Source organism: Schleiferia thermophila (assembly GCF_003337435.1).
Classification (GTDB): domain Bacteria; phylum Bacteroidota; class Bacteroidia; order Flavobacteriales; family Schleiferiaceae; genus Schleiferia; species Schleiferia thermophila.
In genome coordinates this window covers 1,175,504-1,187,546 of sequence record NZ_QPJS01000001.1, presented here as the reverse complement: position 1 = coordinate 1,187,546, position 12,043 = coordinate 1,175,504, and the positions used below count along the sequence as shown (strand labels likewise).

Annotated in this window: 12 protein-coding genes; 9 read left to right on the top strand and 3 right to left on the bottom strand. The window is 36.9% G+C overall.

Features of this window, described 5'->3' with window-relative positions:
- Together DES35_RS11410 and dnaA are read right to left on the bottom strand one after the other, a co-directional pair.
- Positions 1–878, bottom strand: an 878-nt coding sequence (locus DES35_RS11410) for a glycogen-binding domain-containing protein (protein WP_211306538.1), incomplete at its 3' end; no start/stop codon positions are given.
- A gap of 366 nt (positions 879–1,244) precedes the next feature.
- Entirely contained in the window at positions 1,245–2,675 is a 1,431-nt protein-coding gene (dnaA, locus tag DES35_RS05115) for a chromosomal replication initiator protein DnaA (RefSeq protein ID WP_037356890.1), read from the bottom strand.
- Positions 2,676–2,858: 183 nt separating this feature from the next.
- On the opposite strand from dnaA, the gene DES35_RS05110 reads away from it, so the two are divergent.
- Entirely contained in the window at positions 2,859–3,263 is a 405-nt protein-coding gene (locus DES35_RS05110) for an acyl-CoA thioesterase (protein ID WP_037356887.1), read from the top strand.
- Between the two features lie 47 nt (positions 3,264–3,310).
- On the opposite strand, the gene DES35_RS05105 is transcribed toward DES35_RS05110, so the two are convergent.
- Entirely contained in the window at positions 3,311–4,705 is a 1,395-nt protein-coding gene (locus tag DES35_RS05105; RefSeq protein ID WP_114365996.1) for an ATP-dependent DNA helicase, read from the bottom strand.
- A gap of 83 nt (positions 4,706–4,788) precedes the next feature.
- Between DES35_RS05105 and DES35_RS05100 the strand changes: the two genes are divergently transcribed.
- The 8 genes from DES35_RS05100 to ruvX are packed head-to-tail and all read left to right on the top strand — an operon-like array spanning position 4,789 to position 12,026.
- The gene (locus DES35_RS05100; RefSeq protein ID WP_051889182.1) at positions 4,789–5,391 is read left to right on the top strand and encodes a hypothetical protein; all 603 of its coding nucleotides are present in this window, start codon (positions 4,789–4,791) and stop codon (positions 5,389–5,391) included.
- 31 nt (positions 5,392–5,422) lie between these two features.
- Entirely contained in the window at positions 5,423–6,283 is an 861-nt protein-coding gene (locus tag DES35_RS05095; RefSeq protein WP_125039320.1) for a DUF3822 family protein, read from the top strand.
- Between the two features lie 4 nt (positions 6,284–6,287).
- Positions 6,288–6,842, top strand: a complete 555-nt coding sequence (gene rsmD, locus DES35_RS05090) for a 16S rRNA (guanine(966)-N(2))-methyltransferase RsmD (RefSeq protein ID WP_037356879.1) — start codon at positions 6,288–6,290, stop codon at positions 6,840–6,842.
- Positions 6,829–8,967, top strand: coding sequence for a M1 family metallopeptidase (locus tag DES35_RS05085; RefSeq protein ID WP_114365994.1), 2,139 nt, complete (start codon positions 6,829–6,831; stop codon positions 8,965–8,967). Before rsmD ends, DES35_RS05085 begins: the two co-directional genes overlap by 14 nt.
- Entirely contained in the window at positions 8,967–9,584 is a 618-nt protein-coding gene (locus DES35_RS05080; RefSeq protein WP_051889180.1) for a C40 family peptidase, read from the top strand. The genes DES35_RS05085 and DES35_RS05080 overlap by 1 nt, the downstream gene beginning before the upstream one ends.
- 2 nt (positions 9,585–9,586) lie before the next feature.
- On the top strand, positions 9,587–10,537 hold the full coding sequence (ftsY, locus tag DES35_RS05075) for a signal recognition particle-docking protein FtsY (protein ID WP_114365993.1): 951 nt from the start codon (positions 9,587–9,589) through the stop codon (positions 10,535–10,537).
- A complete protein-coding gene (locus tag DES35_RS05070) occupies positions 10,537–11,610 on the top strand; it encodes a glycosyltransferase family protein (RefSeq protein WP_037356873.1) in 1,074 nt (357 codons plus the stop codon). The genes ftsY and DES35_RS05070 overlap by 1 nt, the downstream gene beginning before the upstream one ends.
- Positions 11,598–12,026, top strand: a complete 429-nt coding sequence (gene ruvX, locus DES35_RS05065) for a Holliday junction resolvase RuvX (protein ID WP_114365992.1) — start codon at positions 11,598–11,600, stop codon at positions 12,024–12,026. The genes DES35_RS05070 and ruvX overlap by 13 nt, the downstream gene beginning before the upstream one ends.
- Positions 12,027–12,043 lie beyond the last annotated feature (17 nt).

Below are 12,043 nucleotides of genomic sequence, written 5' to 3'. Positions count from 1 at the left end.
AGGTCAACTCTGAAGGTGACCAGGGAGGTAGGCGGGCAGGGGGAGCAGGAGGAAAAGCAGACGACCGGCAGAACGGTATCGGAAGTAGGTACGGTCAGGAAGCGGTTGAATCCGCCAAACCCGTCGGACACACCACAGGAGGAAGGCACGTTTTCGAAGAGAGAAGTGTCGTTTCGGAATTTGAATTCGATATTGGAACCGGATAGAATGGGCACGGTGGCGGAATATACCGAGCCGTTAGCAGTCATAGGGATGGGCGTCCATCCGTTGAAAGAGCCGGTGAGGAAGACGCCATTGGGACCAACAGACTGAAGCGACATATCAACTCGGAAGGTGACGTTGACCGGAGCCGGAGGAGGTGGGCAAGGGGAGCAGGAGGAAAAGCAGACGACCGGAAGAACGGTATCGGAGGTGGGTACGGAGAGGGTGCGGTTGTTAAAAGAACCTGATGCACAAAGGCCTTGAACGTTTTCAAACTGATTGCCTAAGACAAACTTATACTCTATGTTAGTACCGGCAGTTAAAACCGTTGAATATTGATACAATCCCTGTACACTATCAAAGGTCATTGGTGAGGATGTAAGGGACCAATTATTGAAAGAGCCAGCGATATAAACTCCTTGTGCAGTAGGATTTTGGAGAGCAACTTTAAAAGTAACCAGAGTGCCTGTTTCACAGCTATCACACGATGAAAAACAAACTGTTGGCAACAGGGTATCTGCATCTGGAATTACTATGGACCTAGCAGAAGTACTTCCAATACAACAGCCCGATTGAATGGTTTCGTTTTGATTATCAATAGTGAAAGAATACGAAATTCGTTTTCCACAAGATGAAAATAATTCGTATTCAAATACTCCACCTCCAATATGAGACATACTTTGACCTGAACTACCGAAAAAGTTTCCTGTAATTTTTACATCCGAACTAAGATTGGTTCCATCAGGAATTCGCGTGCGAAAGACAGTTTTTACTGATTGAGAATGAGTGGTATAACTATTTATTGTAAGACATAATAGGAAAAAGTAAATAGATCTCATTTCAGGAAAGTGTAAGTTTTACACTTTCAAAAGTATTTAAGAATTGATTTTTGAAACTAAATTTTTTATCACCATACCTAAATTTGTGATAAAAGGTATAATTCCTAAGTTAAGCGATGGATATTAAAAAGGATATACATTTAAAATAAAAAAGTCCGGCGCATAATAGCCGGAACTTTATGAATAGGTTAGAAAATTGCTTAGTTAGTTCATGGTTAGTTTCTTTTTGAGGTCATCGACGTACCCTTTAAATTTTTTATCAGTATCCATTAGATTGGTCACTGTTTTACATGCATGAAGTACGGTAGCGTGATCCTTGTTTCCACATTGAGCACCGATACTGGCGAGCGAATGTTTGGTTAACATTTTTGCAAAATACATGCTCAATTGCCTTGCTTGAACGACCTCACGTTTCCTGGTTTTGGACTTAATTAGTTCAATAGGTAGATCAAAATAATCGCAAACGACCTTCTGAATGTAATCGACTGAAATTTCTCTGGAAATGTTTCTAACGAATTTGTCTATCATCTGCCGAGCCAACTCAAGAGTGATTTGCTTTTTATTCAAAGAGGCCTGAGCAAGAAGTGAGATGAGAGCTCCTTCCAATTCTCTGATATTAGTATTGATGCTGTAAGCGAGATATTCGATAACTTCCTGAGGCATCTCAATACCATCTTTGTAGAGTTTGCTCTGTAAAATAGAGATTCTGGATTCCAGATCTGGCACTTGCAAATCTGCAGATAATCCCCATTTAAATCGAGACAAAAGTCTTTGCTCTATTCCTTGTAAATCGACAGGAGAGCGGTCTGAGGTTAAAATGATCTGCTTGTTGTTTTGATGAAGGTGATTGAAAATTTCAAAGAAAATATCCTGGGTTTTGATTTTACCGGACAAATTATGAATATCATCTATGATCAATACATCGAGCATTCGGTAAAAATGTATGAAGTCGTTCGTGGAGTTGTTTTTTGTAGACTCATAAAATTGTTGTGTAAAAGTATCGCATCGGACGTACAAGACCGTTTTATCAGGATAGTTTTCCTTGATTTCAATACCTATAGCATTTGCCAAATGCGTTTTACCTAATCCGGTATTTCCGTAAAGCAATAAAGGATTGAAGGAAGTACCTCCTGGCTTTTTTGCTACAGCAAAACCTGCCGATCTGGCTAATCTGTTAAAATCACCTTCAATAAAATTGTCAAAATTGTAGTTTGGATTTAACTGAGAATCTACATTTACTTTTCTTAATCCCGGAATTATAAAGGGGTTTTTCACACCGGTCTGACTGATTTCTACCGGGAGTTGAATTTTTTGATGGGTTGCCGGGCTACGGTGGTTTGATGGGAGATTGATTGAATAGGGCGTTTCATTTCCGTAAGAATTTTCCATAATTATAGAATATACCAACTTGGCATTTTCTCCAAGTTCTCTTGTAATCGCTGATTTAATCAATGGCAGGTAATGTTCTTCGATCCATTCAAAAAAGAATTTAGAAGGCACCTGAATTGTAAGTACATTATCCCGGAGCTTTAAAGGCCTGATCGGAAGAAACCAGGTTTTAAAGTTTTGTGGTGAAATGTTGTCTTTGATGTAGTTAAGACATGCTTCCCAAACTTTTTCCGGGTTTTTTTCCATGGTGTTTGCAATTAAATTTTTTAAAGATTTTTCTCTTTTTAGAGGGGGGCAAAAATGTGAATAAGAATTTTAATAAAAAAGATGTTTTGAAGTTTTTTTATTTGAAAATTTATTATATATTGCGAAAACAAAACTACGTAAAATTCTTTAATTTAAATTTTAAAAACACTGAAAATCAGTAATATGTATTCCAATCAAACAACTATAAGAGTACGTTACGGAGAAACTGACAAAATGGGTTATGTCTATTATGGAAATTATGCTTTGTATTATGAAACAGCTAGGGTAGAAGCATTAAGAAATTTGGAAATATCTTACAAAAAAATGGAAGAAAGCGGAATATTAATGCCAGTCTTATCTCTTCAAATCAACTATATAAAACCGGTTTTTTATGATGAGTTATTAACAATAATTACCATAATTCCCGAAATGCCAACCAGTAGAATATCTTTTCATCACGAGATCTACAATGAAAGCTCTATACTCGTTAACAAAGGTTCTGTGACATTGGCTTTTATAAATGCTCGTTCAGGGAAGCCCACCCGATGTCCTGAAAATGTAATTATAGCCTTACAAAAATTTTATTGATTTTTTTGTAAAGATTTTAATTTCGCAGTTCGTTTATTCAATTACAATTAAAAAGCATCCTCCTCAAATCCTAATAGGTATACCTCTTCTTTACCACGGGTAATGGCCGTGTAAAGCCACCGTAAGTATTCCAATTGATCATTATTTTCGCGAAAGATGAACGGTTTTTCTATAAATACTCTCGACCATTGACCTCCCTGTGCCTTGTGCACTGTGATTGCATAGGAAAATTTCACTTGTATTGCATTGGCATATGGATTATCCATAATGATCTTTTTCAAATATCTCTTTGGATTAGCTTTTTCTCCGTATTCCTCTTGTACTAGATTTTGGAGTAATCTGGAGTATTCCTCATAGGGCAAAGAAGCTGTTTCTCCATACAGAGTATTCAGGAGTACAATGCACTCAAACGGTGGCTGATCGTTAAGATCAGTCATCCTAACTTTTACATTTGCAAATCGAAAATCGTATTTGCTTTCTATTCTCAGTACTTGTAACACTTCCAGGATATCCCCGTTGGCAAGAAAGCCTGCCGGAGATTCGGCCTCCAGCCAGAAATAGTTGTTTTTAACTATCATTAATCTATCACCTGCATCCAATTCATTTTCTCTCGCCAGGATTCTTTGCCTTATCTGAGTGTTGTATAGGTTTGCTCTTTTGTTGGAATAAACCAAAATAATACTTTCATCTATTTTTTTTGTGTCGAAGGAATCTGAAAGCTTTTCGAATATTTCGTATTTATCCCTCAGATGAATAAAGTCTTTGCCTCTGATCAACTTTGGGAAAACACAATTATCGAAATTCATAGCATTTCTAAGAAGGGTGGCATTCAATAGAATGTTAGAGTGTTTTTCCTGGCGAACAACTTCATTAAGTTGTGCTGTAGAAACATTAAGGAAAAAAAAAGTTTTAAGAAATTCCTCATCAAGTGCCGGACTTAAAGATTGTCCGACTGGAGGAAGCTGTGCGTAATCTCCTAAAAAAATCAACTTATTTGAAGTACCTGAAAACACATATTCCAACAAATCTTCCAATACACCCTGTGGTTGATCTGGATTCCCAATGCCTAGCATGGAGGCTTCGTCAACGATATATATTGTTTGATGTTCTTTATTTGCTTTTAGTGTAAAAGTAAATTTTCCACCCTTATTGCTGCTGTAATATATATGTCGGTGGATTGTAGATGTATGAAGACCTGAGTATGAATTCATTACCTTGGCAGCGCGTCCGGTTGGTGCAAGTAGATAACATCGGGTGTTTGCCGGCAGACTTTTAACAAATGCCGTTATGAGACTTGTTTTACCAGTCCCTGCCGTACCCCGGAGTATGAATACTTCTTGGGAACTATCTATAAGAAAATTTAAAAGCTTTGATAAAGCAACTGTTTGGTCTTCAGTAGGTACATTATTGAAATAATTTAAAAATAAATTGCTTTTAATCATTATTTAACAGGAAAGAAAATTAAAAAATTTGAAATTTTTGAATTTGATGTAGCTTTGTCCTTGGTTTTTCAAACTTTCAAAACATGAATCCAAAATTACGATTAATCAACCTGATTTTTATTGTAGGTTCAGTGTTTTTCGCTTATAAAATATATGCATCCATCAGTAAACCCATCGAATTTAATGAAATCAGGAAAAAGAGATATGAAAGAGTGATCGAAAGACTTAATTTATTAAGAGATCTTCAGGTCGAATATAGAAAAGTTACAGGTTCCTATGCCAATGATTTTAATGCGCTTTTAGCATTTGCAGATACCGGAAGAATTGCCATTGAAGAACGTAAAGACTCTTCCTTTTTGCGCTATGATAAAATCTATCAGACCGAATTGGTAGTAGATACCGTGGTAGTTAGAATTTTAGGATATAGATCTGTACGAGAAGCTTTGCTATCTGGATATGACAATGTTAATGAATTAAAATATATTCCTTTTACCGATAAGAAAGAATTCAATATCGCTGCCTCATCGGTGGAAAGAAATGGAGTACTATTTCCAACTTTTGAAATATCTGTAGCTGATACTACCTTATTTGCCGACTTAAAGGATGAATATGGGCAGTTTATTTCAAAAGAAAAATCTTTGATCATTGGAAGTTTGACAGAGCCAATTGTGAGTGGAAACTGGTAAAGAATTTTATAATCTCTTGAAATAATGCGCTTTGGAAGTAGCGACCGGGATACACTTATTACAACAGTCTGAGTCTGATAAATCCACTGAACTATTTTCTGCTCATTCATCTTTGCAAATGTCCATCCGGCTCCGGCAGGATGGCATTTCATTTTTAATGGTTTCTACTTCGGAACGAAAAATCCTTTATTTCAAGAATTATTTTGTAGAGAACAGCCCTTTAAAATTTAAATTACTTGAAAAAATTTTAGTCACCGAACAGCCCACTCTTTTGTATGCAGATAGCATTAAATGGTCATATTATAGTGAAAATTTTACCATTATCCCGGAAGAACTTTATAATCCAGCTTTAAAGGAACAATATTTTGAACATACCGTTGAAACAGGAGATGATGAATTAATCGGCGACGTCTATTCCGGTGTCGTAAAAGCACATTTTTTATTTGCAATCCATTTAGAGCTTCATCAGTTAATAATCAGATACAGTCCAACTAGGTTTAAACTTTCTAATGTCTTAATAGCAGATAAGATCATGCGAATACAGGAGGTTTCAGGCCAAGGTGTTTATATAGATCTAACGAAAAATGGATTTTTCATACTTATTGGAAATAAAGGTAAACTTCAGCTTTACAACTATTTTCCCGCAGAAACTCCTGAAGATCTGATCTATCATGTTCTCTTTTCAATGGAACAATTTTATCTGAATGCAGAAAAAGTTCCAGTGTATATTAGTGGTTGTATAACCGAAGGAGACGAAAACCATTCAATATTGAAAAAATTTATTAAAAATTGCAATTTTTCAGGATTGCTAAAAGGGGTTGAACTTCATCCGTTGGCAGGTGATAAATCAATTCATCATTTTTTTTATACTCAGGTATTAGATTTATTTTAAAAAAATGAGAATTATCAGTGGTAAATTAAAATCCAAAAGGATTAAAGCTCCTGCACATCTTCCCGTGAGGCCTACCACAGATATGGCTAAAGAATCGCTTTTTAATATCCTCGCAAACCACTATTTCTTTGAAGAAATAACTGCCTTGGATTTATTTGCTGGTACTGGTAATATTTCATATGAACTAGCTTCCAGAGGCTGCAAGAATATTACTTCAGTTGATAACAATTATTCGTGTATAAAATTCATTTCTGAAACTGCTAAAAAATTACAACTTTTTGAGATCAAACCTATTTGTCAAAATTCTTTAGAGTTCATTTCAAAAACCTATGAAAAATACGATCTGATTTTTGCAGATCCTCCGTTTTCTTATGATGCGTATGAAGAAATTATAGAAAAAGTTTTCGATAGAAAACTGCTCAATCCTGAAGGGGTGCTTATTATTGAACATTCTGAAAAAAAAACGTTTAACGATTCCATATATTTATTCGATAAAAGGAAATATGGTAGTGTTCACTTCTCCTTCTTCTCACAAAAAACAGTGCATGATGAAAAGTAAGATTTCTTCCTTACAGGTGTTGTTCTTTTCACTTACATTATTATTCTCATACGCCCAGGATAGAGGCAATCATTCAAAATTTCGTAGAATTGATGGATGGAATACCCCGAATGCATTTAGAACTGCTTCAGGTGCACCGGGATTTAAATATTTTCAACAGAAAGCGGATTATACAATTTCCATTACCCTTGATGATAAATCCCAATCTATATCAGGTGAAGAAATCATCACTTATCACAATTTATCGCCTGATATACTGACACACTTATGGTTGCAGTTAGATCAAAATATAAGCAGAGAAAATAGCGTAGCGAGATTGATTTCCAAAGCCAGGCTGAGAGATTCGATAAGTGTAGAAGAACTTTCGTATTATTTTCCTGATTTTAAGGGGGGCTTTGAAATCACTGCAGTGGTAGATAAATCTGGTAGCAATGAAAAATATTTCATCAATGGAACAATGATGCGTTTGGATTTAAAAAAACCTCTGAGACCAGGTCAAAAGTATACCTTTAAAGTAAAATGGTCCTATCCCATCAATGATCGGCTAAAATATGGAGGTAGGTCTGGATATGAATATTTTCCGCAGGATGAAAACTACTTGTACACAATAGCTCAATTCTTTCCCAGAATGGCTGTTTACAATGATGAGAAGGGCTGGCAGACGCAGCAATTTCTTGGTCAAGGGGAATTTACCCTGCCTTTTGGTGACTATGATGTGAAAATTACAGTGCCAGCTGATTTTGTAGTTGCTGCTACAGGCGAACTTCAAAATGTCAGGCAAGTATTGACTCCAACCCAGGTAAAACGTCTGTCCATAGCCAGAAAGACTTTTGATCATCCAGTTATGATTATCACTCCGGATGAAGCTCTTCAAAATGAAATGTCGCGCTCAACATCGACTAAAACCTGGCATTTTAAAGCTCGTAATGTAAGAGATTTTGCCTTTGCCACCAGCAGGAAATTTATTTGGGATGCCATGTCTGTGAGAACAGGCAGCACTACGTCACTAGCTATGTCATTTTATCCGAAAGAGGGCAATCCGCTATGGCAGGAATTTTCGACCCGTGTAGTGGCTCATACATTAAAGATATATTCTAAGTACACATTTGACTATCCTTATCCCGTAGCAATTTCAGTTCATACTGATCGGATCGGAATGGAATACCCAATGATCTGCTTCAACGGTGGAAGACCCAGGCCGGATGGTACCTACAGCAAGGCCACTAAATATGGAATGATCAGCGTGATCATTCACGAAGTAGGTCATAACTACTTTCCTATGATAGTCAATAGCGATGAAAGGCAATGGACCTGGATGGATGAAGGACTCAATACCTACCTGCAGTATCTTACAGAGCAGGAGTGGGAAGAAAACTATCCGTCGAGACGCGGACCTGCTCGCAATATTGTTGACTACATGAAAGGTGATCCGGAAACACTTGTGCCCATCATGACCCAGTCCGAAAGCATCCTACAGTTTGGCAATAATGCTTATGGTAAACCGGCAACAGCTCTAAATATTTTGCGCGAAACAGTACTCGGAAGAGACCTTTTCGACCATGCTTTTAAAGTATATGCCAACAGATGGAAGTTCAAACATCCTACACCTGAAGATTTTTTCCGCACGATTGAAGACGCTGTAGGCCAGGATTTAGCCTGGTTCTGGAGAGGTTGGTTTTACACCACAGAGGCATGTGACCAGAGTATAGAAGATGTAAAACTTTACACCACAAAATTTTTCTTAAAAAACCAAACAGGCAAATTTACAGAAATCGACTTTGAATCATTACCTGACGAACTTAAAGTTCAATTTTCTGCTAATGAAAAAATGCTTATCAATACTCCGTATTTCGCTCAAATTTCAATTCAAAATGTCGGAGGCCTTATAATGCCAGTAATTTTGAAATTTAATTATGACGATGGCACATCGGAAATAATACGTCTACCAGCAGAAGTATGGCTTAGAAATGAGAGGCAATTTACAAAAGTGTTTCCTCTTAAAAATAAACTGATATCCGTGGAGTTAGACCCGATGCAGGAAACTGCAGATATCGATACAGATAACAACCGATACACCATCGAAGATACCAGGGATTTGTTTCTTTTTTCCATAAAAACATTGTGATGAGGTCTTCAAAAGCTTTGATATCATTTTTAGTGTTAATTGCTATATCCTGTACGTCTACAAAGCATTTTTCAAACAGAGAAGACTCATTGAATTTTGATTGGTCAGAGAAACCAGTAGGTTCGATTGCTCACAAGAACCCTACCGAAAAATTGGTTGACGATTTGGAACCAGCTCCACTTAAAATAGAATACAAAAATCTTTCTGCTAATTACGTGACGGATCTGATTTCAGAGTTTACCTTAAAATGGGAGGGGACACCTCATAAAATCGGAGGAATGTCGAAGAATGGAATAGATTGCAGTGGGTTTACAGTTGTGATGTTTCAGGAATTATTTGGTCATCGATTCACAGGGCGGAGGTCGTCAGATATTTTTATGGAAGTAATACCAGTAAAAAGAAGTGAACTACGTCCTGGTGATTTGGTGTTTTTTAAAATTTATGGCAGAAGAATCGATCATGTAGGAGTTTACATCGGAAATGGATTTTTTTCACATGCTTCTGTACAGAAAGGGGTAATATTTTCTAGTCTTTCTGAACCTTATTACGACAAGAGATTTTTTATGGGAGGGAGAGTTAGTGAAGATATATTGGCAAATAAAAACGTATCTGAATAGCTATGAACTTTATAAAAAAAATATTTGGGAAAGATGAAATAAAAGATCTGGAACAGGGACTCGAAAAAACCAGAAATTCTTTTCTCCATCGACTTGGTAAAGCAATTGCAGGCCGTTCGACTGTGGACGATGAAGTATTAGACGAGTTGGAAGAAGTGCTCCTGACTTCTGATGTAGGCGTGGAAACTACATTGAAAATCATCGATCGGATTAAACTCAGAGTTGCTAAAGATAAATATTTAGGGACCAATGAATTGAATACTATTTTAAAAGAAGAAATAGCAGCTCTTCTGTCTGAAAAAAAAGATCAATTTGATCAAGAAATCCCTTTGGATGTCAAACCATTTGTTGTACTGGTAGTGGGTGTAAATGGAGTAGGAAAAACGACCACTATAGGAAAACTAGCTGCCAGATATAAAAAATTGGGTAAAAATGTAGTCCTTGGCGCCGGTGATACCTTCAGAGCTGCTGCTATCGATCAGTTGGTTTCCTGGGGTGAGCGAATAGGTGTACCTGTAATAAAACAACAAATGGGTAGCGACCCTGCTTCAGTAGCGTATGATACCGTACAGGCTGCACTCAACAGGAATGCCGATGTAGCCATAATAGATACAGCCGGGCGGCTTCACAACAAAATTCATCTGATGAATGAATTGTCTAAAATTAGAAAAGTGATTCAGAAGGTTATTCCTGAAGCACCTCACGAAGTATTTCTTGTGATCGATGCATCAACAGGACAAAATGCATTCGAACAAGCAAGGCAGTTTAGTCAGGCAACACAAGTTACCTCATTGGTAGTGACCAAACTCGATGGCACTGCCAAAGGTGGAGTAGTAATAGGTGTAAGTGACCAGCTAAATATTCCGGTAAAATACATTGGGGTGGGTGAAGGAACGGAGCACTTACAACCGTTTGATAAGCACGCCTTTGTTGAAAGTTTCTTCGGACGATAATGTCGAAATCGAACTCTATTGTCCTGTATTGCATATTAAACTGGGGATTTGGACATGCTGCCCGTTCGTCAGTAATTATCAAAAATTTACTCACTTCTGGCTATCAGGTAGTAGTGGCTTCTGACGGAGCTGCATTAGAGTTTATCAAAAAGCATGTTCCGGAAATAAATGTACTGAAACTTCCTGACTATAATATAACCTATTCAAAGCGACCCAAATGGTTGATTATTAGAATGATTTTTACCTTTATCAAATTAACTCCCAAGTTTTTTGTAGAATGGATTACAATACATAACTTCATCAAACAGGAAAAACCTGTACTTCTCATTTCGGACACAAGGCCTTTTTGCCACACTTTCAGAATCCCTTCGATTTATATCACAAATCAGATTGAAATCAGACCATTTTTTCTCGGGTTTATTCACAGGATTCAAATGAGACTTTTCAGCCAAATATGGATACCTTGTACAGAGGAGGACCTTGTGGGCGGATACACTACAAAGGCTTTTGGCAAAATTTCTGATAAAGTAAAGTACATAGGGTATTATCCAAATTATCGGGATTTTGATGTATCTAAGACGCAAAAACGCTACTTTGTCGCAGCTGTAATCAGCGGTCCTGAACCAGCGAGAAGTCAGCTTGAAAAAACCCTTTTTACAGAATTGCAAAAGCTCCAAAAAACCTGTGTACTTATAAGAGGCTTGACCGATGGAAGTCAGCAGTCCTATTTTGTGAAAAATATCGAAGTTTATGACTTCCTTCCTCTCGAAAAAGTTGCAGAAATACTTTCAAGGTCTTCTTACTTTGTAGGAAGAAGTGGTTTCAGTGGTATCAGCATTATGATAGGGCTTGATATAAAACTCATTTTGATTCCTACTTCCGGACAACCGGAGCAGGAAGAAAATGCCAGATCATTAAGCAATGCTAATTTAGCAAGTGTATTTGATCTTGAAAACTTTTCAATTGAAAAAGCACTTCGTAATGTAGAGAATGTTCTTAGCCTTTGTACCCTGGATAATCGTCGCCCTGATATACCTTTGTTGATTAAAAATTTACTGTCATCAAAAAAGTAATAGCGATTGACATTGGGCTGAAAAGATGCGGAATTGCAGAAACGGATGCATTGCAAATCATTGCTTCGCCGAGAGCTACAATAGATGCGGATAAAATAGAAATTTTTTTAAGCAATATTCTGAAAGAAGAACCTGTTGAATCCATAGTAATTGGACTTCCTTTGGACAACAAAGGAAATCTGAATGAAGACGTAGAACATAAATGCCAAAAAGTAATACACTTTTTACGCGAAAATTTTCCTGAAATTAATATTTTTCGAATTGATGAGCGATACAGCTCAAAATTGGCACAAAAAGCCTTGATCCAATCAGGGATGAAAAAGAAAAAAAGAAAAATAAAGGGAAATTTAGACCAAGTTAGTGCGGCTATTCTCTTACAAGATTTTTTAGATTTAAGACACTCACTTTTAAAATGACACTTTACTGTGACATA